Source organism: Paraburkholderia sp. (assembly GCF_035948235.1).
Lineage (GTDB): Bacteria > Pseudomonadota > Gammaproteobacteria > Burkholderiales > Burkholderiaceae > Paraburkholderia.
The window spans coordinates 1-21,032 of the sequence record NZ_DASZJJ010000220.1 but is presented as its reverse complement, the minus strand read 5'-3'; the positions used below and the strand labels follow the sequence as shown (position 1 = coordinate 21,032).

The following is a 21,032-nucleotide window of genomic DNA, read 5'->3' as shown; positions in this document are numbered from 1 at the left end:
AGTCAAAAGAGGGTGTCGATCGTATCGGCGCGCGTTCACGCGGCCGCGCCGGCGGCCAGCGACTGCAACGCCGCATGCTGCAACAGCATGATGGTCTTGCCATCGACGATCTCGCCGCGCTCGATCGCGGCCAGTGCCTCGCTCAAGGGCATTTCGATCACTTCGAGATCCTCGCCTTCCTCCGCGATGCCGCCGCCACGGCCGATGCGTGTAGAAGCGTCGTACTCGCCCAGATAAAAATAGAGCTTCTCCGTTACCGAACCCGGACTCATGAAGGCCTCGAACACCTTGCGCAGATTGCGCACGCGGTAGCCGGTCTCTTCCTCGACTTCGGCGCGGATGCGCTCTTCCGGCGAGGCCTGATCGAGCAGCCCGGCGGCCGCTTCGATCAGCATGCCGTCGTGGCCGTTGACGAACGCGGGCATGCGGAACTGGCGCGTGAGCACGACATTGCCGGTGGCCGGATTGTGCAGAAGAATGGTCGCGCCATTGCCGCGGTCGTAGGTTTCGCGGCTTTGCCGTTGCCAACTGCCGTCGCGGCGCAGGTAATCGAAGGTGACTTTGCGCAGGACATACCAGTTGTCCGAGAGAACGGTGGTATCGACGATGCGAACGCGGTCTTGGGTGGTGGTCATGGATGGTTCCGGGCGAGACGTGAGGGGTCGAAAGGTGCTGGATTGTCGACAGATTGACTGGCTCATGATAACGTGCAGATTCGTGCAGTTTCAAGAAAATTCGTGCAAACGGTTTAATCATGCTCACAAGCCAGAGAAAAAAAGCGATTCTCGACGCCCTCGAACGTGACGGTCAGGTACTGGCCGGCGATCTGAGCGCGGCGTTCGGCGTGTCGGAGGATACGGTCCGGCGCGATTTGCGTGAGTTGGCGGCGCAAGGGCGTCTGCAGCGCGTGCATGGCGGCGCGCTGCCCGCGTCGGCCGCCGTCGCGCCGCTTGCCGCACGCGAGGACATGGACGTGGCCGCCAAACAGCGTGTCGCCAGCAAGGCAGCGGCGATGATCGAGCCGGGGCAGGTGGTGATCGTCGATGGCGGCACGACCAGCGCGATGCTGGTGCGCGCTCTCGCGCCCGATCTCGCCGCCACGATCGTTACGCATAGCCCGAGCATCGCCGTGGCGCTGGCCGCGCATCCCAGCGTCGAAGTCGTGCTGATCGGCGGGCGTCTCTACAAGCATTCGGTGGTGAGTGTGGGCGCCGCAGCAGTCGAGGCCATGTCGCATATTCACGCCGACGTCTACTTCATGGGCGTGACCGGCGTGCATGCAAAAGCGGGCCTCAGCACAGGCGATTATGAGGAAGCCTATGTAAAGCGCGCGCTTGCGGCGCGTGCGGCCGAAACCGTGGTGCTGGCGTGCGCGTCCAAGCTCAACACGGCTTCGCCGTTTTGCATCGGCGGGCTGGATCTCGCGCAGACGCTGGTGGTGGATGCGGGCGCGTCCACGAAATTGACACGCCCGATTGAAGCGGCGGGATTGACGGTGGTGAAAGCCTGATTGGCTCGCCAGCTACCCGATGTTCGCAATCGACCTCTTTTGATTTGTCCGTTCGTGCTGGGAGTCTGTCATTTCGGAGTACGTTTTTTCCGCTAGCCTTGCTGTCAGGGCCTCAATCGAGCTGTAAAAATGGAGCGAGAAGATGGAGCCGACTGTCGATTCCGTCCGGCACTTTGACACGCGGCCCGGCAGTGCGGTGTACTCCTCCTTTGTCCTGAAGCTCTACGATGCATGGGTACTGGGAATATCCAACCGATTGGCCTGGCGGTGCGGCACCAGGAAGGTCTTGCTACCGTTTTATTGCCGCCATGTTGGCGAACATCATCTGGAGGTAGGGGTTGGGTCGGGCTTCTATCCGTCCCATGCGGATTTGCGCGCCGAACATCATCAGGTGACCTTGCTTGATCTCAACGAGCACAGCCTCGCGGCGGCGGCGCGCCGACTCGGTCATCCGCCGGTCGCCCCGCTGGTCACTCAACTGGCCGGCGACGTCATGCAGCCGTTGACGATGCTCGAGGGGCGCCGCTTCGACTCGATCGCGCTGTTCTATCTGCTGCACTGCCTGCCTGGCGCGATGAACGAGAAGGCCCGTGTGTTCGCACACCTGAAGGGCCATCTTGCGGCGGATGGCGTGCTGTTCGGTGCGACGGTGCTGGGCGACAGTGCGGGCCATAACTGGTTCGGACGCGCACTGCAACGTACCTACAACCGCAAGGGCGTCTTCGACAACCGGCACGACACGCTGGAAGCGTTACGTGCCGCACTCAGTCTGCATTTCGCCGAGGTCTGCGTCGAGCAGGAAGGGGTCGTGGCGCTTTTTGTTGCGCGCGCACCGTTACACCGCTTCGATTCGCACGAGTCTTGATCGGCGATCGGGTTCCACGCCTGACTTTATCGCGCCGATCCAGAACGCATGATCCAGCCTCATGCGCTTTCACTATCGCGGCATTGCCGCCGACCTCCTTCCGCCGCGCTCGCAGGCGTATGCAGCGGCGCTGTGTCAGGGCACGGCGTGGACCATCAACGCTGATCCGGCGCGCTTACGTGGACTTTGGCGGTGGTCCGTTCGGCACCCAATGTGCCGCCCTTGATTTCCGTACGGCGAGATATTTCCCTCTGACGCAGACGAAGCGGATCATCGTGCGTTTCATGCGCGCTCATCACAAGCGGGTCGAGTTGTTCGGCGCGGGCGTCTTGCTGCTGAGCGCGGGCGGGGCGGTTTGGGGCGGCTCAAGCGCAACCCGCGCGGCATATCTGAACCGGCTCACGGAATGTGAACGGCACGAATCACTTCCGCAAGCCAGATCCATCATCAGTTTGTGCTGTGAAGTCACCCAACTGGGGCGCAAATCGGCACCATCTGCTTGAACGACGACCCTATCATCGATGTGTCCAATCGATCGCGCGTAGGGAGGCCACCATCCCATGGTCGCTGTGAAGTCAGAAGGTGAGATGTGGAACGGCTCGTATCGACGCGCTACACTGCCAGCCGTCAAACCGGCAATGCCGCAGTTCTAGCGACATTGCTTTCCAGCAGGATTCGAGCCTCGGGACACGCAATGGTGCAACTTGACGCAATTGATATTCGCATCCTCAACGAACTTCAGCAGGATGCGCGCCTGACGAACGTCGAACTGGCAGACCGCGTGAATCTTTCTCCGTCTCCATGCCTTGCGCGCGTGCGGGCAATGGAACGGGCGGGATTGATCCGGCAACGTGTGACGCTGCTCGCGCCAGAAAAGTTTGGGTTGAACGTCAACGTGTTCATCCATATTTCACTGGAAAACCAGCGACGCGAAGGACTGGACGAATTCGAGCGGGCGGTCGCATCCATACCCGGCGTGATGGAGTGCTATCTGATGACAGGGGATGCCGACTACCTCTTGCGCGTGCTGGTGCGCGACACGCAGGCCCTCGAACGGCTGATCGTTGACGAACTGACGCGTATTCCCAACGTGAAGAGCATACGCTCCAGTTTTGCCTTGAAGCAGGTGCTTTACTCGACGGCGATCCCTTTGAGTGCAACGTAGGCGGCCAATGGCCATTGAATCACCGCGTACCTTTAGCGCGCGGTATAGCCGAGAAATAGCTGGCCTTCCTTTGAATTCAGGTTGAGCGCCCAGATGGGTTTGACTGCGCTCAGGCGTCCGGACGCCCAGTCCTGCAGATAGGCCAGCGAAAACCGGACGCCTTCGTCGCAGAGCTTGCGCTCGCATCCCAGACTGGCGAGCGCCATGCGCGTATAGGCATTCATGTAGGCGTTGGCGTCCTCCAGCCCCTGTCTGATCGACTGGATGGCGCGAGCGGTGGCGCCCATGAGGAAATCGACGGTCGCGTCGACATCGTCGAAGCGGAACTGGCCTGCCCGTTTGCCGTTTTCGAGGTCGGCCGCCATGTAGCTGGCGAGCAGGGTGTGGTGAGGCCACGCGTCAGGCAGCGCCATGAAGCCGGCCCATTTGCGGTCTAGCAGGGCACGCACGAGAAACACGCGAAAGCCCACCGAGGCGCGTTGCCAGGGTTCGCTCAGGATGTCGTAGACCGGCAGGATGTCGGTGATCATCTGGTTGCTGAATTCCTGGCCGATGGCGGCGAGCACCTGCTCCAGCGAATCGAAATAGTTATAGAACGTACCTCGCGAAACCCTGGCTTCGCGAATGACGTCGTCGATAACGGGGTGGAGTCCCGCGCTATCGGCAAACACGCGCGTGGCGGCATCGATGAGCTTGGTGCGCATCATCAACCGCTTTTTCTCCGCTACTTTCGAGCGATGGTCCATTTCCTGCGCGTCTCCTCGTGCCATGCATCCGTTGTAGCGCAAGTATAGGTTCTTTTGTAACGATGACAACAGTGTCATTGTAAGTCGATAAAACAGCGTCGATGAGTTTGTTTTCCAACTTATTCGTCGGATATGACATTTTGTCAGAGTGACACAGGAAGGGTATAGAAAACCCTTGAGGAAATAGAAAACGCTTGAATGGCTTTCCCGGCGATTCTATATTTTTATCCAATCAAGGAATGACAAAAACGTCATTGTTGATATCGAAGGTAGGTTTGAATCCGCATGAGAGACCTGTGCCGCAGCGATAACAGGTTTCCCTGACGTTTCCCTTGCTGCCTGTCCGGGCAAGCCATGTGTTTAGGATGACTAACATGAACATGATGAAAGCCAGCGAAGTGATTCGCGATGAAGCCGTTGTCTCTGAATGGCCGATCCAGCAACCGGTGCAGAGCAATCCCTCCATTCAGGAGCTGGTCCGGCGCGCCGTCGAGCTTCAGCCGCTTCTGCTGAAGCACGCCGTGGAGGCAGAGCGTAACCGTCGCGCGAGTGAGGAGTGCATCCAGGCGATCGCCGAGGCGGGTCTGTTCCGGCTGATGGTTCCGAAGCGCTATGGCGGTTATGAGGGCACGCTGCGTTCGCATCTGGAAGTGTCCGCTGCGCTAGGCGAGGCATGTGGCGGCACGGCGTGGGTCGTGGCGCTGACCAACGTGTGTGCCTGGATCACGTCGCTCTATCCGCAGCAGGCACAGGACGAGGTGTGGGGCGCGAATCCGGCGGCGCGCGTCGCGGGCGTATTCACGCCGTCATCGCAATCTCGCCGTGTGGAAGGGGGACTGATTGTTTCGGGGAAGTGGTACTTCTCGTCGGGCTCGCTGCATGCGGACTGGGCTTCGATCGGTGTTATCGAGCACGACACAAACGGGGCGTTCAAGAAGCAATATCTCGCACTCGTGCCGATGTCGGAGCTGTCGATCGAAGATACCTGGTTTACCGCCGGCATGCGAGCGTCGGGCAGCAATTGCATCGTCGGCAATGAGGTGTTCGTGCCGGACCATCGTCTGCTCGACATGATGGAAGCGATCGATCGTCGCTATCCGAGCGAATTCAAGGACGAGGCCGCGTACCGTGCCGCTTTTGTCCCATTCGCAGCCTTGATTCTCACCGGTCCGCAACTTGGCCTTGGCCGCGCGGCGCTCAAGTATGTGATCGAGAAAGCGCCACAGCGCGCGATCACCTACACGTCCTACGAGAAGCAGACGGATTCGACGGTCTTCCAGACACAGATTGCCGAAGCCGCGATCAAAATCGACAACGCCCAGCTGCGTGCCTTTCGTGCCGCCGACGAAGTCGATGCCGCGGCGCGACGCGACGAGCAGCTCGACAACGTGGCACGTGCCCGCGTGCGCGCCGACACGGGCATGGTGACGACTTACATCACCGAGGCGATCAATACGCTGCTGTGGGCACACGGCGCGGGCGGCTTTGCGGAAACCAGCCCGCTGCAGCGCTGGTGGCGCGATTCGAATACCGCAGCGCGACATGCAGTGGGCTTGCCGGCGATTGGTCTTGAGCTGTATGGCAAGGCGTTGCTGGGCGTCGAGAACAACATCACGCCGTTGATCTGATCATGGACGCAGTCAGCCAGTCTCCTGCGCGTTCTGCCCTCGATACGAAACTGCTTCGCGCGACCATGGGCATGTTTGCGACCGGCGTCACCGTGGTGACTTACCGGCTCGACGGCGAGCCGGCGGGCATGACGGCGAATGCCTTCATGTCGGTCTCACTCGAGCCGCCGCTCGTGCTGATCTCGGTGCGCGAGAGTTCGCGCTTTAACCAGTGGGTTCGCGAGGGTGTGCGCTACGGCATCAACTTTCTTGCCGAAGATCAGCGGGCCTTGAGCGCGCATTTTGGCGGGCGTGCGCAGGCCGATCTCGCACTGCCGTTCTGCGAGCACGAAGGCATGCCGCTACTCGAAGGCAGTCTTGTGCAGCTCGTCGCCCGAACGGTCGACGTCCATCCGGCCGGAGACCACCTGCTGTATATCGGCGAACTCGAATACATCCGTTACGGCACCCAGCGCAGGCCGCTGGTGTTCTACAGCGGCAAATATCAGCAGATGCACGCCCACACGCCGATGCTCACGGCAGGCGGGTGCGTGGAGGGATGGTGATCGTGCGCCGCACTTCATCACACCTCAATTACGCGCAGCATCTTGCCCCTCATTGAAAGGACAGGCGACCCAACATGAAGTCTGAAACGCATCATTTGCTGAATGACGCACTGGCGCACGATGCGCAAGGCGATCCCGACCAGCAGGAAACCGCCGAATGGCTTGACGCGCTGGAAGGGGTGGCGCGCGCGAGTGGCGTGGACCGCGTGACGTTTCTGCTGCAGCGGCTGGCCGAGCATGCGAGCCATCTGGGCGTCTCGCCCGCGGCGCATCCGTACTCGCTGTATCAGAACACCATTGCCGTCGAAAACCAGCCCGCGTATCCCGGCAATCTTGCCATGGAGGAGCGCATTACCTCGATCATCCGCTGGAATGCGCTGGCGATGGTCGCGAAGGCGAACAAGGCTTACGGCGAACTCGGCGGTCATATCGCGAGTTACGCTTCGGCAGCCGAAATCTTCGAGGTGGGGTTCAACCACTTCTTTCGCGCCGACAGCGACGCGGGCAAGGGCGATCTGGTCTATTTCCAGCCTCACTCCGCACCGGGCGTGTATGCCCGAGCGTATCTCGAAGGCCGTCTCGATGCGGGGCAACTCGAACGCTACCGCCAGGAGGTGGACGGCGGCGGTCTGTGTTCGTATCCGCATCCGTGGTTGATGCCGGAATTCTGGCAGTTCCCGACCGGTTCGATGGGTCTCGGGCCGATTAGCGCCGTCTATCAGGCGCGGTTTCTCCGCTATCTGGAGCATCGCGGCCTTGCAGCCACGTCGCAGCGGCGCGTCTGGGGCGTGTTCGGCGACGGCGAAATGGATGAGCCGGAATCGATCGCGGCGCTCTCGCTGGCTGCGCGCGAGAAGCTCGACAATCTCACCTTCGTCATCAACTGCAATCTGCAGCGTCTCGACGGTCCGGTGCGCGGTAACGGCCAGATCATTCAGGAACTGGAGTCGCTGTTCAGCGGGGCAGGCTGGAATGTCATCAAGGTGGTGTGGGGTTCGGACTGGGACGCGCTGTTCGCGCGCGACCGTCATCACGTTCTGTTGCGCCGTTTTGCGGCAACGGTGGACGGTCAATACCAGACCCTCGGCGCGAACGATGGCGCGTATAACCGCGCGCACTTCTTCGACCTCGATCCGGAGCTGCAGGCGCTGGTCTCCCACATGACGCCGGAGGAGATCGACGGGCTGCGGCGCGGCGGTCATGACTTGCGCAAGCTCCATGCGGCATTTGCCGCTGCCGCCGCGCACAAGGACCGTCCGACGGTCATTCTCGCCAAGACCAAGAAAGGCTACGGCATGGGGCAGGCGGGCGAGTCGCGCAACACCTCGCATCAGCAGAAGAAGCTCGATGTCGAGGCGCTCAAGGCCTTTCGCGACCGCTTCGCGCTGCCGCTCGACGACGGGCAGGTCGCGGACATGACCTTCTACCGTCCGGCCGAAGACAGTGCGGAACTGCGCTATCTGCGCGAACGCCGCGATGCGCTGGGCGGCTACATGCCGCGCCGCGCCACCTACGCCGATCCTGTGGCGGTACCCGCGCTCGCAAGCTACGCCCAATTCGCGCTGACGCCGGATGCACGCGAGAACTCGACGACCACCGCCCTCGTGCGCGTCTTCACCAACCTGCTCAAGGACCGCGATCTGGGCCCGCGTATCGTCCCGATCGTGGCTGACGAGGCGCGCACCTTCGGCATGGCGAGCCTGTTTCGCCAGGTCGGCATCTATTCGCCGCTGGGGCAGCTGTATGAGCCGGAAGACGCAGGCTCGATGCTCTACTACAAGGAATCGAGGGACGGTCAGTTGCTCGAAGAGGGCATCACGGAAGCCGGAGCGATCTCCTCGTGGACCGCGGCGGCGACTTCGTACAGCGTGAACGGCGTGGCGATGCTGCCGTTCTACATCTACTACTCGATGTTCGGCTTCCAGCGCGTGGGCGACCTGATCTGGGCGGCGGCGGACCAGCGCGCGCGGGGTTTCCTGATTGGCGCGACGGCGGGGCGCACGACGCTTTCGGGCGAAGGCCTGCAGCACCAGGACGGCACGAGCCACGTGATGGCGGCGACGGTGCCTAACTGCCGCGCCTACGACCCGGCATTCGCGGCCGAGATGGCGGTGATCGTCGATTACGGCGCGCGGCGCATGCTGGAGCAACAGCACGATGAGTTCTACTACCTGACGGTCACGAACGAAAACTACGTCCACGAGGGTGTGGAGCCGCACGAACACGCCGACATCATCCGCGGCATGCGTCGCTACGGCTCGCGTGGCGAGGGGCAGCCCGTCGTGCGCCTGCTCGGCTCCGGCGCGATCCTGCGCGAAGTGATTGCGGCGGCGGAACTGCTGGCGAACGACTGGGGCATCGCATCGGAGATCTGGAGTGTGACGAGCTTCTCCGAACTGGCACGCGAAGCGCGCGAAGCCGAGCGCGAGCGGCTCTTCGCCAGCGCGGCGCCGCGTGAAAGCCACGTGGAGCGTTGTCTGGCGGGTAGCACGCCGGTTATCGCCGCGAGCGATTACGTGCGGGCCTACGCGCAACTGATTTCGTCCTATGTGCAGGCACCGTACACGGCGCTGGGCACCGACGGCTTCGGGCGCAGCGACACGCGCGCGGCGCTGCGGCGCTATTTCGAGGTCGACCGCCACCATGTCGCGCTGGCGGCGTTGGCCGCTGTCGATCCCGCAAAACATGCCGAAGCCCTCGCGCGCTATGACATCGATATGGACTCCGTCGCGCCGTGGAATCAGTGACGCCCCATCGCACCATGAAAAAGGACTGGACATGCAGGAACTGAGAGTTCCGGATATCGGCGATTACCGGGACATTCCGGTGATCGAGGTACTGATTCGCGCAGGAGACGTGGTGTCGCTGGAGCAGCCGCTGGTGACGCTGGAATCGGACAAGGCGACCATGGACGTGCCGAGCGCCTTTGCGGGCACCATCCGCGAGGTGCTGCTTAAACCCGGCGATCGGGTGTCCATCGGCTCGCTGATCGCGCACGTGGAGTTTGATGCACCGGTCGCAGATGCTGATTCCCCAACGCCCGTGATTGCAGAGGCAGCGGCGTCGGTTACGCCGCCGCCCGCGCCCGTTATCGCCCCGCAGACGCCAGCTTTTCGTGCGCCCGCTGGCGACGTGGCAGCAGGACCGTCGGTGCGCAAGCTCGCGCGCGAACTCGGCGTCGATCTGGCCAGGGTGACGGGCAGCGGGCGCAATGCGCGCGTGCTGCGGGAGGACGTGCTTGCTCACGTGAAGGCGACGCTGTCGCAGCCAGCCATGGCTGCCCCGTCTGCCGACGCGCGCGGCGCACCGTTCGACATCCTGCCCTGGCCGAAGGTGGACTTCGCGAAGTTCGGCACAGTGGAGCGTCGCCCGCTTTCGCGTGTCCGCAAGATATCCGGCGCGAATCTGCATCGGAACTGGGTGATGATTCCGCACGTCACCAATTTCGACGAAGCCGATGTGACTGCGCTCGAAGCCTTGCGCGCGGAGTTAAATCGCGAGGCGAAACATGGCGCCGCGAAGGTCACGATGCTCGCGTTTATCGTGAAAGCCTGCGTGGCGGCGTTGCGGCGATTCCCGCAATTCAACGTCAGTCTGGACGGCCAGGAAGTCGTGCAGAAGCACTACTTCCACATTGGGTTTGCCGCCGACACACCAAACGGACTCGTTGTGCCGGTCATTCGCGACGCGGATCGCAAAGGCATTGCCGAAATCGCAGGCGAAATGTCGGAGCTTGCGGCTCTCGCCCGCGAAGGCAAGCTTGCGCCCGCGCAGATGCAGGGCGGATCGATGTCGATCTCCTCGCTGGGCGGCATTGGCGGTTCGCACTTTACGCCGATCATCAATGCGCCCGAAGTGGCGATCCTCGGCGTTGGCCGTGCGAAAACGCAGCCGGTGTGGAACGGCAATGCATTCGACCCGCGCCTGATCTTGCCCATGTCGCTGTCCTGGGATCATCGGGCGGTGGACGGCGCTGAAGCCGGGCGCTTCCTCGCGTATCTCACCACGCTCATGGCCGACTTCCGCCGCGTCCTGCTCTGAAGCGGCTTTATCGAAGCACAGTAAAAACAGGAGACAGACATGAACACACAGACGAACCCGGCACACAGCGCCGCGCGCATCGTACCCGCACGCATGGCACACCTGGTCTATCGTTGCGCGCGCCGTGCAGAAACCGTTGCCTGGTATATAAAACTCTTCCAGGCGCACCTCGTATTCGAAGACGACGTGCTGACCTTTATCACGTACGACGACGAGCATCACCGGCTCGCGTTCTTCAACATGCCCGATATACCGGCGAAGGTGGCTGAGACGGCTGGTGTGCATCACGTCGCCTACAGCTACGACAGCATCGGCGATCTGCTGTCGACCTACGCGCGCCTGAAGCCGCTCGATATCCGGCCGTTCTGGTGCATCAATCACGGGCCTACCACATCGCTCTACTATCGCGACCCCGAAGGCAACGATGTCGAACTGCAGGCCGATAACGGCGATGACCCGGCGGCTTATTTTCATTCGGATGCGTTCGCGAACAACAATCTCGGGGTGGAATTCGATCCGGACGAACTCTTCCGGATGTGGCAGGCAGGCGCGAGCGATGCAGAGCTGAGCGCGGTGGGCACGGCTGCCACCGGCAAATCGACAGTCATGTGAGCGAGGAGCACAAATGAAACTCGTCACATTTCGCACCGGCGACCATGCGCCGGCTGCCGGCCTGGCGGTAGACGGCGGCGTTATCGATATCGGCCGTCACCTGCCCGATGCGCCGCGCGACACGATCGCGCTGATCGAGGCATGGCCGTTCTGGCGCGAGCGCATGGCGGCGCTCGATGCTACCCAGCCCGCGGACATCGATTTTCACGCTGTTACGTTGCTCGCGCCGGTTCCGCGGCCGGGCAAGATCCTGGGTATTGGCCTCAACTATGCCGATCACGTCGAAGAGTCCGGCATGGCGCGCCCGACCGCGCAACTGTGGTTCGCGAAGATGCCAACGTCGGCGGCGGGGCCGTTCGCCCCCATCGAACTGCCGCGCGTGTCCACACAACTGGATTACGAAGCGGAACTCGCCTTCGTGATCGGACGGCGCTGCCGCCACGTGCCGCGCGAACGCGCGCATGAGGTGATCTTCGGCTATTGCGCGGCAAACGACGTCAGCGTACGCGACTGGCAACTCAATACCTCGCAGTTCACGATCGGCAAGTCCTTCGATACCCATGCGCCGTTCGGGCCGTGGATCGTGACGGCCGACGCGATTGCCGATCCGCACGCGCTCGGCATCCGCTGCTTCGTGAATGGTGAATCGCGCCAGGATTCCAGCACCTCGCAACTGATCTTCGATTGCTACGCGCAGGTGGAGCATTTGTCGAAGGCGATGACGCTGGAGCCGGGCGACGTGATCCTCACAGGAACGCCAGGCGGGGTGGGAATCGGCATGAAACCGCCGCGCTGGTTGCGTGCCGGTGACAGGGTGAAAGTGGAGATCGACGGTATCGGGGCGATTGAAAATGTGGTGCAGGCCGAATCTGTATGAAGGAGAGCCAGGCAAATGAATATTGAAAAAGAGCAGCAGATTCGTGCCGAGATCGTGGCACTGGAAGCGGCTCGATGCCGTGCGCTGGTCGAGGCGAATCTCGACACGCTGGAGCGTCTCGTCTCCGACGACGTCGTCCACGTTCATGCCAACGGCACTGCCGACAGCAAGTCAGCCTATATCGACATGGTGCGTGGCCAGATCCGCTTTCTTGCGGCGCAGCGCGAACGGCTCGATGTGCGCGTCTATGACAGTGTGGCGATTGCAACAGGGCCGTTGCGCCAGTCGATCGAGATGACGGCAACGGGACTGCGCGTGGACATGCACATCATGACCACACAGGTTTGGCGCAACCACGCCGGTTCGTGGCGGCAGGTGAGCTTCCAGGCGACCAATCTGTAAAGCAGCACGGCGGGATCGAAACGATCCCGCATCGTATTAGTTAGTACAACGATAAACAGGTCTGGAGACGAGATGATGAAGCAATTGAGAACAGCGTTATTCGCGGGGATGCTTTGCGTGATGGCGATTCAAACCGCGAGCGCGACGGAAAATGGCCTGACCACTTACCCGATAGGTGTCAACACCGTGCTCGATGGCGTCATGCCCCCGCCGGGCGCGACGCAGTTCTACAACTACACCGAATACTATTTCTCCAACAAGTTCGCCGGTCCGGACGGTCACAGTTCGGTTCCCGGTTTTCACAGCGAAGTGCTGGTGGATGCGCCACGCGTTGTCCACACGTGGGGCCGGAGCTTCGGGCCATTTACGCTGTCGAGCGGTCTTGTCGTGCCGTTCGCCCATCTTCATCTCGACGTACCGGGAGCGTCCGGCACGCGCACAGCGCTTGGCGACATCATCGCCCAGCCGTTTATTCTGGGTTATTCGAATGCATCGCATACGTTCTTTGCGTTCGCGTCACCGGACGTCAGTCTCCCTACGGGCGCATATGCAGTCAATCGCGTGGCCAATATCGGCGTGAATTATTATGCGTTCCAGCCGAATGTCGATGTGACATGGTTTCCCGCTCCAGAGTGGGAGATATCGGCAACGGCGCAGGCGGAGTTTCATTCGCCGAACCACGCAACCCACTACCATTCAGGCGATGTCGCCAGTCTCGACTATCTGATTGGATATTCGGTTACGAAGCAATTGCAGGTCGGCGTGCAGGGCTACGTCCTGAAGCAGTTTACCGACGATACAGTCAACGGGCAGCCGGCTGCCGGCGACGGTTTGCGCGGCCAGGCCTTCGGAATCGGCCCGCAACTGCGCTACGACTTCGGCCCTGGAAGTGCCATCGTCTTCAAATATCAGCACGAGTTCGCCGTCCGTAACCGCCCCGAAGGCGATCGCCTGTGGGTCGAGTTCGCATTCCCGATCTGATTGCGGACTTGATCAGGTCTGTTCCCCGAACTCACGCTGATTGAGGTTCAGTTCCCCTCTAGCGCGAGTCCACTCGCGGTGACGATTCGCGCGGTTTCTTCCAGATGATGGCGCAGCAGCTCGGTGGCGCGCCCGGCGTCGCGTGCGAGCGCGGCTTCGAGCAATTCGCGGTGCTCGCACTCGACGTCGCGCTTCGCGTCAATCACCGCCGCAGCGGCCCAGCGACGGTACAGATCGGTCGATTGAGCGAGCATCGCCGCGATGCGCAGCATCGAATCGCAGCCGCATCCCGCCAGCAGCGCCTGGTGGAAGGCCCAATGCGCCACGCGCCATTCCTCATTGAACTGGACCTTGCTGCTGTCCGACTGGCGTGGCGTGCGCAGCATGCGGTGATGCGCCGCCAGCAGCGATTCTTCCCAAAGCAGGTCGCCACGCTCGATCGAGAGGCGCAAAGCGAGCGTTTCCGTCGCGCAGCGCAATTGCGTCAGGTCGCTGAATTCGCGCAGGTTCAGGCGAGGGATGAAGAAGCCGCGATTGGTGTGCGCCTCGACCAGATGCTCGCCGGTCAGCCGTGTGAGTGCCTCACGGATCACGGTGGTGCTGGTGTCGAAGCGGGTTGCGAGCGCCGCCGGTGCAAGGCGATGCTCGGGCGGCCATTCGCCATTGAGGATGGCGTGGCGGATGCGTTGCAGCACGGCCGGCTGGGCGGCGGATTCCTGGGCGCTCGTATTCATGGGAAAAATTATATCACTGAGAAATAATATATTCTTTGTTGACGAGTGCATTCTATCCTGGATAGTATCCGGTCATCCAGCCGCAGCGTGCCGTGCATCTCCAGACGGTAACGCTTCCGGCGCAGGCCAAATCAGGAGACACCCGCGTGACAGTTGCCCTTTGCTGCCTTTCCCATTCACCGCTCTATGGCGTGCTGGATCCGGACAAGGCGGTCATCGACGAAGTACGCCAGTCGATCGCGTCGTTACGCAATTTCGCCGCGCGTTTCGATCCGGAACTCGTGATCGTGTTTGGGCCCGATCATTTCAATGGCGTCTTCTACGACATGATGCCGGCGTTCTGCATTGGCGCTGCCGCGCAATCGGTCGGTGACTGGGGTACGACGCCCGGTGCCCTGAACGTAGACGGAGCCGCGGCACGGCAACTGACGGCCGCCGTGCTCGATGCCGGCATCGACGTGGCTCAGTCAGAACGCCTCTACGTCGATCACGGTGTGGCGCAGCCGCTCGAATTCCTGTTCGGCGATTTGACGCGCGTGCCGGTCGTGCCCGTGTTCATCAACGCGGTCGGATTGCCGCTGGGGCCGATGCAGCGGGTGAGGCTGCTTGGCGAAGCCATCGGCCGCGAGATCGCGCGCTGGAACCGGCGTGTTCTGCTGATCGGCTCGGGTGGTCTGTCGCACGATCCCCCGGTGCCGCGTCTCGCCGAAGCGTCGGACGAAGTGCGCGAGCGTTTGCTGGGCGGCGGTCGCTTCCTGAGCCCGGAGGCGCGCGAGGCGCGTCAGCGCCGCGTGGTCGACGCAGGCCGCGCGCACGCGCATGGCGACGCGAGTCATCGCGCAATCAATCCCGATTTCGATCGGCTCGCGCTCGACCTGCTTGCCTCGGGGCGGCTGGCCGAGATGGACGGCTGGAAGAACGACTGGGTCGAGCAGAGCGGCGGCCACTCCGCGCATGAGATCCGCGCATGGCTGGCGGCCTTCGCGGCGCTGGGCGCCTGCGGTCCTTACGAGCTGTTCCATCGCCAGTACTGGCCGGTCAAGGAATGGATGACGGGCTTTGCCACCGCTGGCGCCGTGCTCCGGACCTGACCACCTCCCGTATTCGTGCCGATCCACTCCGAACGATAGAGAAACCCATGTCCCGCATCGATACGAACCTTGTGACGCCAGAACTGCGTCTGGCGATTCAGGCGCTCACGAATGAGCACGCCTGGCGCCTCGACCACGGCGGCGCCGACACGCTCCATGAGCTTTATGCGGAGGAGGGCGCGCTGCTCGGCTTGCCGCCCGCTGACCTGATCGGCCGCGAGGCGATCCGCGCGTGGGGCGCGGCGCGAGTGAAGCTGCCGCGCCTTTCGCGCCACGTGGAAACCAATCACCGGCTCGAATGGCGCGATGGCAAGTTGCACGGGACGCTCTATGCGAGCGTCTATCGCGAAGAGCGGCCAGACGCTGCTCACGGCCTTGCCGCCGACACCACGCCGCTGATGGTCGGCGACTATCTCGACACCTATGTGCAGCAGGATGGCCAGTGGCTGATTGCGCGCCGCGAGATTCGCCGCGCGTTTCGCGCCGCACGCTGAGCGCCATTATCAGGAGCAAGTCCATGACAACCGCAACACCCAACGTCGCGAAAGCGTTCCGGCTCGACGAGATGCCGCTTGAAACCGTACGAGAGGGCTTCGCGCGCACGGGCATCCGTTCGCAGGAGGCGATGCACACGGTCAACTGGTTCGAACCGGGCTTCAAGACGGCGGGGCCGCACGCGCACGCATTCGATCAGGTTAGCTATGTGCTGGCGGGAAGCATGCGCTTCTGGGTCGACGACGAAGTCTTCGATCTGGTTGCGCCTTCGGTGCTCTACATCCCCGCCAACGCGCCGCATTGCGCCGAGCCGCTTGGCACGGAGCGCGCGCTGAACGTCGATGTGTTCGCGCCGGTGCGCAGCGATTATCTGCCGCTGTGCGCACATCAGCAGTTCGTGCCTTGAAGCAGGCATTGATTGGCACAACCAGGCAAAAAGAAAGGAGACAACATGAACGCGGCGCAACAAGCCGATAGAGGCGATCCCGCCGACGTGGTGGTGGTAGGCGCGGGGCCGGTGGGCCTGACGATCGCTAACCTGCTCGCGCAGCGCGATGTGCGCGTGCTGCTGGTCGAGCGCAGCGGCGATATTTCGGACGAGCCGCGTGCGATCAGCATCACCGACGAGTCGCTGCGCGTGATGGACGACATCGGCATTCTTGACGCGCTCAAGCCTGAGATGCTGATGAACACGGGCGCACGCTATTTCGGCCGCAAGGAACAGTTGCTGGCGGAGGTCAAGCCGCGCCGCTCGATGCTCGGTTATCCAGGCAAATCGCAGTTCGATCAGCCGGTGCTTGCGAGGCTGTTGCTGGACGCCGCACGGGCCAACGCGAACATCACGCTGTGCTTTGACACTGAGGCCGACACGCTGACCCAGCGCGACGACGGCGTCGAGGTGCTGCTCAAGGGCCGTGACGGCGCACGGCGCATCGCGGCGAAATGGCTCGTGGCCTGCGATGGCGGGCGCAGCGGAGTGCGCACGCAACTCGGCATCAAACTGGAAGGCTCGACCCAGGTGCAGAAATGGATCGTGGTCGACACGCTCAACCGTCAGGGCACGCCCGAGCCGTTTTCGGAGTTTCATTGCGACGGCGTGCGCCCCGGCGTGGTGGTGCCGGGCGTGAAAGGGCGGTGCCGCTACGAGTTCATGCTCAAGCCCGACGACGATCCCGACGCCGTGATCCAGCCCGCGTTCATCGCGAAGCTGATCAGCCCGTTCCAGACGATCCAACCGGGCGACATACGCCGCTCGGCCGTTTATATCGCGCATCAACGGATTGCCGCGACGTTTCGCGTAGGGCGCGTGCTGCTGGCGGGCGACGCGGCGCACATGATGCCGCCGTTTGCCGGGCAGGGCCTCAATGCCGGTGTGCGCGATGCGGCGAACCTGGCGTGGAAGATCGCGGCGCACGTGAAGGGGGAAGCCGGCGACACGCTGATCGACAGCTACGAGCTTGAACGCAAGGGCCACGCGGCGGAAATGGTGCGGCTTTCGGTGCGCATTGGCAAGGTGGTGATGAGCACGCACGCGCTGGGGACGGTGCTGCGCGACTGGAGCGTGAGCGCGCTGCGCCTCGTACCGTCGATTCGCCGCTGGCTTGTGGAGATGCGCTTCCTCAAGCAACCGCATTTCACGGCGGGCTGCGTAGTGGCGCCCGGCGCCGATCTGCCCGCCTCAGCGGCGCGGTTCGCGGGGCGAGCGTTGCCGCAACCGCGTGTGCAGGTGGTTAGCGCGGGCGGGCCGGGCGAAATGCCGCTCGACCGGCTGCTTGGCGACGACTGGGCCGTGCTGGCGTTCAGTGCCGACGGGACGATTGAAATCCGCCGCGCCATGCACGAGCGCCAGACCGTGCGCGACATCGACGGCTTTTTCGCCGATCTGGCCGGCAGCGGCCTGTCGCTCGTCGTGCGTCCGGATCGCTATGTCGCGCTGGTCGCGCCGACGGCCTCGCTCGACACGGCCCTAGGCGCACTGGACACGCTGATGCCACGTTTGCGCCAACGTCTCGCCGCTGGCGGGCGCAGCGTGCCAGGCGCCGAATCACACGAAAATCCTGCGCCCGCCAGCATCTAGCAAAACACAGGCTTTCTCACTCTTTTTTAATGCGGCTGCGGTCCGCAGGGGCGCACTCGGCCATCGCGAGCCGGAAGCTCCGTTCAAATCGAAGGAAACTCATGAAACTCATCAGTTATGAAGTGTCGGGCCAGCCGACGTTCGGCGCCGTGGTTGGCGAAGGCGTGATCGATCTGCGCGTGGCGCTGGAAAACCGCTATGCGGATCTGCGCGACCTGCTGGAACAGGACGGCGTGGACGCCGCGCGCCGCATCGCCGAAAAGCGCACGCCCGATCATCGTCTCGCCGATATCCGCTTTCTGCCGGTGATCCCGAACCCCGGCAAGATCTGGTGCTGCGGGCTGAACTATCACGAACACGTCATCGAAACGCAGCGCGAGGTGCCCGAGCAGCCCATGTTCTTCCTGCGCGTGGCGGATTCGCAGGTGGGTCACGGCGAGCCGATGCTGCGCCCGCCTGAATCCACGCAGTTCGACTACGAAGCGGAAATCGCCGTCGTGATCGGCAAGCCGGGCCGCCGCATCGCTCAGGCTGATGTCGCCGCGCATATCGCGGGCTACGCCTGCTACAACGACGGCAGCGTGCGCGACTGGCAGCGTCATACGAGCCAATGGGCGCCGGGCAAGAATTTCGCGCAGACGGGCGCGTTTGGCCCTTGGCTCGTCACTGCGGATGAAATCCCGTTCGATAGCGACCTCACGCTTACGACGCGCCTGAACGGTGTCGAATTGCAGCGCGCGACCACCTCGATGATGATCCATAGCATCGCTCGCCAGATCGCGTATCTCTCGACTATTGCGCCGTTGCGCGCGGGCGACGTGATCGTGACCGGCACGCCTGGCGGCGTGGGCGCGAAGCGCAATCCTCCGGTGTGGATGAAGCCCGGCGACATCTGCGAGATCGAAATCGAGCGCATTGGAACGCTGCGCAATCCGATCGCCGACGAGGCCTGAGCACTACCGTGCTTTCCCGCTTTCGCAGATCGCGAAGCTAGCAGCATCCATCAAGCTACATAACGAAGCGCCGGCCACGCAGCCGGCGCCTTCCCGGCACAACGGGGAGACATGACGGAGACATCCATGGAACAGTCGCTTCACGCGCCGGCGAGCGCCAGCCGTGCCCGTTCGGGCCTGTCGTTCGCGCAGTGGAAAATGATTCTGATCGCGAGCCTGGGCGGCTCGCTCGAGTACTACGACTTCATCGTCTACGGCCTCTTTGCGCACAATCTCGCGGCGCAGTTTTTCCCGACCCAATCCGCTTTTCTGAGCACACTGCTCTCGCTTTCGGTATTCGCCATCGGTTACGTGATCCGTCCGCTTGGCGGCATTGTGCTGAGCGGTTGGGGCGATCGCTACGGCAGGCGGCCCGTGTTTCTCGTCTCCATCTTCGTCGTCACGCTTGCGACTATCGCGCTCGGGCTGCTGCCCGGTTACGACCGCTGGGGCATCTTCGCTCCTGCGTTGCTGGTGCTGCTGCGCATGTTGCAAGGCTTCTGCGTCGGTGGCGAAATGCCCGGTGCGATCACCTATGCCGTGGAGGCCGCGCCGCATCGTGCGGGAATCGCGGGCGCGGCGATCATCTGTGCGATCAATGTGGGTGTGCTGCTCGCGACCTTCGTGAACTTCTGCATCCAGAACACGCTGTCGCCGCACGATGCGGGAACGTATGGCTGGCGTATCGCATTCCTGTTCGGTGGGTTGTGCGGCGTCGCCTCGTTCTGGATGCGGCGCAACCTCGACGAATCACCGGAGTTCAAGGAGATGCAGCAGGGCGTGGTGCGCCAGCCTCTCGTCGAGACGTTGCGTCATCATGCACGCGCCGTGTTTGCCGGCGCGCTGACGATCGCCGTCATGGCGGCCGTGACCGGCATTCTCTACGGCCATATGCCTGTCTATCTGATCCAGCAACTGCACTATGCGCCGCGCGAAGTCGCCCTTGCGCAGAACGTGCTGCTGGGTGTGAGCGTACCCGCCGTGCTGCTGTCGGGCTGGCTCGCAGACAGGATTACGCGCCGTGTGCTACTGCAACTTTCCGCGCTGTTGTTGATCGTATTGGCCTGGCCGTTTTATCAGGCGCTTGTCCATCATTCGACTGGCCTGGTGACGCTGTTCGCGATCGTGGCTGTGGTGTTCGCGTTATCGAGCGGCACCTGGCCGTCCATTCTCGCCGATCAGTTTCCTGTTCAGGTGCGCTACACGGGTATTGCGCTCGCCTATAACCTGGCCGTCGTGCTGTTCAGCGGTTTTGGTCCGCTGGTCGCGACGCTGCTCATACGCGAAACGGATTCGCTCGCTGGCCCTGCCTGGTATGTCATGGCGGTGTGCGCTCTGTCGTTTGTCGCGAGTCTCGCGTTGCCGGTAGTCAGAAAGCGCTAGCGTGTTTTGAAGATCAAGGGTGCATTGAAATTTTTAAATTAAATAGCAGTGCAAATTACAAATTATGGAGACTCGTCGATGAAAATAAAAAAGATGGCCGTGACTATGTCGATACTGATTGCGACGCCTGCCATGGCGCAAAGCAGCGTCACCTTATATGGGCTGATCTCGGAAGGCGTGACCTGGGCCAGCAACGAAGGCGGAGCGCATAGTGTCAAACTGCTGAGCGGTTCGAACCAGAACAATCGCCTTGGCTTCAAGGTCGACGAGGATCTTGGCGGTGGTACGCACGCGCTCGCACAACTTGAAAACGGCTTCGACATCACCAATGGCAAGTTCGGCCAGGGCGGCCGCATGTTCGGGCGGCAGGCGTTCGTCGGCTTGTCGAGCGGGCGCTACGGCACACTCACGGCTGGCCGCCAGTACGACACGTTCTGGGATTATCTGCTGCCGTATTCGCCGAACAGTTCGATTGGCGGCCTGCTCGCCACGCCGGGCGATGCAGACAATCTGATGGGTAGCTGGCGTTACAACAATTCCGTTAAATACACCTCGCCGATTCTGGCCGGTGTGCGTTTCTCGGGGATGTACGCGTTCAGCAACGCGGCGGGGGAGTTCGCCGTGAATCGTGCATTCGGTGCGGGCGCGCGTTATGCGAACGGGCCGGTGCAAATCAGCGTGGCGTACATGCAACTGGATACGCCTGGCACGGTCAACGCAGCAGGTGCGGTTAGCGACGATTACGCGGGCGCGCCGTTCTTTCTGTTTCGCAGCAGTCCGCTGAGCCAGAAGGCGGGTGTGTCACGGCAGCGCAATCTCGGCGTGGGCGGGCGCTACGACATTACGGGCACGTTGCGCGCGAGCGCCGTGTTCGATGCGGTGCGCTAC

At 62.6% G+C, this 21,032-nt stretch carries 21 protein-coding genes; 18 read left to right on the top strand and 3 right to left on the bottom strand.

The features are described from left to right. Positions 1-35: 35 nt before the first annotated feature. Positions 36-635 (bottom strand): NUDIX domain-containing protein, encoded by a 600-nt coding sequence (locus VG320_RS18930; protein ID WP_327201616.1) that lies wholly within the window; start codon positions 633-635, stop codon positions 36-38. Positions 636-754: 119 nt separating this feature from the next. Between VG320_RS18930 and VG320_RS18925 the strand changes: the two genes are divergently transcribed. From VG320_RS18925 to VG320_RS18915, 3 genes are all read left to right on the top strand, one after another. Continuing rightward, positions 755-1,510 carry a DeoR/GlpR family DNA-binding transcription regulator gene (locus VG320_RS18925; protein WP_327201615.1) on the top strand — a complete coding sequence of 252 codons (756 nt, stop codon included), beginning with the start codon at positions 755-757 and terminating at the stop codon, positions 1,508-1,510. A 142-nt stretch (positions 1,511-1,652) separates the two neighbouring features. Further along, on the top strand, positions 1,653-2,375 hold the full coding sequence (locus VG320_RS18920) for a class I SAM-dependent methyltransferase (protein WP_327201614.1): 723 nt from the start codon (positions 1,653-1,655) through the stop codon (positions 2,373-2,375). Between the two features lie 694 nt (positions 2,376-3,069). After that, on the top strand, positions 3,070-3,540 hold the full coding sequence (locus VG320_RS18915) for an Lrp/AsnC family transcriptional regulator (RefSeq protein WP_327201647.1): 471 nt from the start codon (positions 3,070-3,072) through the stop codon (positions 3,538-3,540). Between the two features lie 32 nt (positions 3,541-3,572). On the opposite strand, the gene VG320_RS18910 is transcribed toward VG320_RS18915, so the two are convergent. Beyond that, positions 3,573-4,310 (bottom strand): helix-turn-helix domain-containing protein, encoded by a 738-nt coding sequence (locus VG320_RS18910; RefSeq protein WP_327201613.1) that lies wholly within the window; start codon positions 4,308-4,310, stop codon positions 3,573-3,575. Between the two features lie 350 nt (positions 4,311-4,660). On the opposite strand from VG320_RS18910, the gene VG320_RS18905 reads away from it, so the two are divergent. The 8 genes from VG320_RS18905 (at position 4,661) to VG320_RS18870 (ending at position 13,372) form a co-directional block, all read left to right on the top strand. Continuing rightward, positions 4,661-5,914 carry an acyl-CoA dehydrogenase family protein gene (locus VG320_RS18905; RefSeq protein ID WP_327201612.1) on the top strand — a complete coding sequence of 418 codons (1,254 nt, stop codon included), beginning with the start codon at positions 4,661-4,663 and terminating at the stop codon, positions 5,912-5,914. Positions 5,915-5,916: 2 nt separating this feature from the next. Beyond that, complete coding sequence (locus VG320_RS18900) at positions 5,917-6,459, top strand: flavin reductase family protein (protein ID WP_327201611.1); 543 nt, start codon at positions 5,917-5,919, stop codon at positions 6,457-6,459. Positions 6,460-6,533: 74 nt separating this feature from the next. Beyond that, the gene (mdeB, locus tag VG320_RS18895; RefSeq protein WP_327201610.1) at positions 6,534-9,206 is read left to right on the top strand and encodes an alpha-ketoglutarate dehydrogenase; all 2,673 of its coding nucleotides are present in this window, start codon (positions 6,534-6,536) and stop codon (positions 9,204-9,206) included. Between the two features lie 31 nt (positions 9,207-9,237). Further along, positions 9,238-10,500: a dihydrolipoyllysine-residue acetyltransferase gene (gene aceF / locus VG320_RS18890; RefSeq protein WP_327201609.1), complete on the top strand. Its 1,263-nt coding sequence runs from the start codon at positions 9,238-9,240 to the stop codon at positions 10,498-10,500. A 39-nt stretch (positions 10,501-10,539) separates the two neighbouring features. Continuing rightward, positions 10,540-11,112 (top strand): VOC family protein, encoded by a 573-nt coding sequence (locus VG320_RS18885; RefSeq protein ID WP_327201608.1) that lies wholly within the window; start codon positions 10,540-10,542, stop codon positions 11,110-11,112. Between the two features lie 13 nt (positions 11,113-11,125). After that, positions 11,126-11,989: a fumarylacetoacetate hydrolase family protein gene (locus VG320_RS18880; RefSeq protein WP_327201607.1), complete on the top strand. Its 864-nt coding sequence runs from the start codon at positions 11,126-11,128 to the stop codon at positions 11,987-11,989. A gap of 15 nt (positions 11,990-12,004) precedes the next feature. Further along, positions 12,005-12,391, top strand: coding sequence for a nuclear transport factor 2 family protein (locus tag VG320_RS18875; RefSeq protein WP_327201606.1), 387 nt, complete (start codon positions 12,005-12,007; stop codon positions 12,389-12,391). Positions 12,392-12,463: 72 nt separating this feature from the next. Continuing rightward, positions 12,464-13,372 carry a SphA family protein gene (locus VG320_RS18870; RefSeq protein ID WP_327201605.1) on the top strand — a complete coding sequence of 303 codons (909 nt, stop codon included), beginning with the start codon at positions 12,464-12,466 and terminating at the stop codon, positions 13,370-13,372. 47 nt (positions 13,373-13,419) lie between these two features. Here the strand turns inward: VG320_RS18870 and VG320_RS18865 are convergent, their stop codons facing one another. Next, positions 13,420-14,106, bottom strand: coding sequence for a GntR family transcriptional regulator (locus tag VG320_RS18865; RefSeq protein WP_327201604.1), 687 nt, complete (start codon positions 14,104-14,106; stop codon positions 13,420-13,422). A gap of 146 nt (positions 14,107-14,252) precedes the next feature. Here VG320_RS18865 and VG320_RS18860 point away from each other — a divergent pair, with 146 nt between their 5' ends. From VG320_RS18860 to VG320_RS18830, 7 genes are all read left to right on the top strand, one after another. Next, positions 14,253-15,197: a 3-carboxyethylcatechol 2,3-dioxygenase gene (locus VG320_RS18860; protein WP_327201603.1), complete on the top strand. Its 945-nt coding sequence runs from the start codon at positions 14,253-14,255 to the stop codon at positions 15,195-15,197. A gap of 47 nt (positions 15,198-15,244) precedes the next feature. Further along, entirely contained in the window at positions 15,245-15,691 is a 447-nt protein-coding gene (locus VG320_RS18855) for a nuclear transport factor 2 family protein (RefSeq protein ID WP_327201602.1), read from the top strand. A 23-nt stretch (positions 15,692-15,714) separates the two neighbouring features. Then, positions 15,715-16,098, top strand: coding sequence for a cupin domain-containing protein (locus tag VG320_RS18850; RefSeq protein WP_327201601.1), 384 nt, complete (start codon positions 15,715-15,717; stop codon positions 16,096-16,098). 45 nt (positions 16,099-16,143) lie between these two features. Further along, positions 16,144-17,769, top strand: coding sequence for an FAD-dependent monooxygenase (locus tag VG320_RS18845; protein ID WP_327201600.1), 1,626 nt, complete (start codon positions 16,144-16,146; stop codon positions 17,767-17,769). 101 nt (positions 17,770-17,870) lie between these two features. Next, positions 17,871-18,722, top strand: a complete 852-nt coding sequence (locus VG320_RS18840) for a fumarylacetoacetate hydrolase family protein (protein WP_327201599.1) — start codon at positions 17,871-17,873, stop codon at positions 18,720-18,722. 126 nt (positions 18,723-18,848) lie between these two features. Next, positions 18,849-20,144 (top strand): MFS transporter, encoded by a 1,296-nt coding sequence (locus VG320_RS18835; protein ID WP_327201598.1) that lies wholly within the window; start codon positions 18,849-18,851, stop codon positions 20,142-20,144. 78 nt (positions 20,145-20,222) lie between these two features. Beyond that, positions 20,223-21,032 (top strand): porin (locus VG320_RS18830; protein ID WP_327201597.1); only part of this gene is annotated, 810 nt, incomplete at its 3' end.

Bases quoted from the DNA above. Each gene is read 5' to 3' on its own strand.
- VG320_RS18930 (WP_327201616.1), bottom strand. From the start codon at position 635: ATGACCACCACCCAAGACCGCGTTCGCATCGTCGATACCACCGTTCTC.
- VG320_RS18925 (WP_327201615.1), top strand. From the start codon at position 755: ATGCTCACAAGCCAGAGAAAAAAAGCGATTCTCGACGCCCTCGAACGT.
- VG320_RS18920 (WP_327201614.1), top strand. From the start codon at position 1,653: ATGGAGCCGACTGTCGATTCCGTCCGGCACTTTGACACGCGGCCCGGC.
- VG320_RS18915 (WP_327201647.1), top strand. From the start codon at position 3,070: ATGGTGCAACTTGACGCAATTGATATTCGCATCCTCAACGAACTTCAG.
- VG320_RS18910 (WP_327201613.1), bottom strand. From the start codon at position 4,310: ATGGCACGAGGAGACGCGCAGGAAATGGACCATCGCTCGAAAGTAGCG.
- VG320_RS18905 (WP_327201612.1), top strand. From the start codon at position 4,661: ATGAACATGATGAAAGCCAGCGAAGTGATTCGCGATGAAGCCGTTGTC.
- VG320_RS18900 (WP_327201611.1), top strand. From the start codon at position 5,917: ATGGACGCAGTCAGCCAGTCTCCTGCGCGTTCTGCCCTCGATACGAAA.
- mdeB (WP_327201610.1), top strand. From the start codon at position 6,534: ATGAAGTCTGAAACGCATCATTTGCTGAATGACGCACTGGCGCACGAT.
- aceF (WP_327201609.1), top strand. From the start codon at position 9,238: ATGCAGGAACTGAGAGTTCCGGATATCGGCGATTACCGGGACATTCCG.
- VG320_RS18885 (WP_327201608.1), top strand. From the start codon at position 10,540: ATGAACACACAGACGAACCCGGCACACAGCGCCGCGCGCATCGTACCC.
- VG320_RS18880 (WP_327201607.1), top strand. From the start codon at position 11,126: ATGAAACTCGTCACATTTCGCACCGGCGACCATGCGCCGGCTGCCGGC.
- VG320_RS18875 (WP_327201606.1), top strand. From the start codon at position 12,005: ATGAATATTGAAAAAGAGCAGCAGATTCGTGCCGAGATCGTGGCACTG.
- VG320_RS18870 (WP_327201605.1), top strand. From the start codon at position 12,464: ATGATGAAGCAATTGAGAACAGCGTTATTCGCGGGGATGCTTTGCGTG.
- VG320_RS18865 (WP_327201604.1), bottom strand. From the start codon at position 14,106: ATGAATACGAGCGCCCAGGAATCCGCCGCCCAGCCGGCCGTGCTGCAA.
- VG320_RS18855 (WP_327201602.1), top strand. From the start codon at position 15,245: ATGTCCCGCATCGATACGAACCTTGTGACGCCAGAACTGCGTCTGGCG.
- VG320_RS18850 (WP_327201601.1), top strand. From the start codon at position 15,715: ATGACAACCGCAACACCCAACGTCGCGAAAGCGTTCCGGCTCGACGAG.
- VG320_RS18845 (WP_327201600.1), top strand. From the start codon at position 16,144: ATGAACGCGGCGCAACAAGCCGATAGAGGCGATCCCGCCGACGTGGTG.
- VG320_RS18840 (WP_327201599.1), top strand. From the start codon at position 17,871: ATGAAACTCATCAGTTATGAAGTGTCGGGCCAGCCGACGTTCGGCGCC.
- VG320_RS18835 (WP_327201598.1), top strand. From the start codon at position 18,849: ATGGAACAGTCGCTTCACGCGCCGGCGAGCGCCAGCCGTGCCCGTTCG.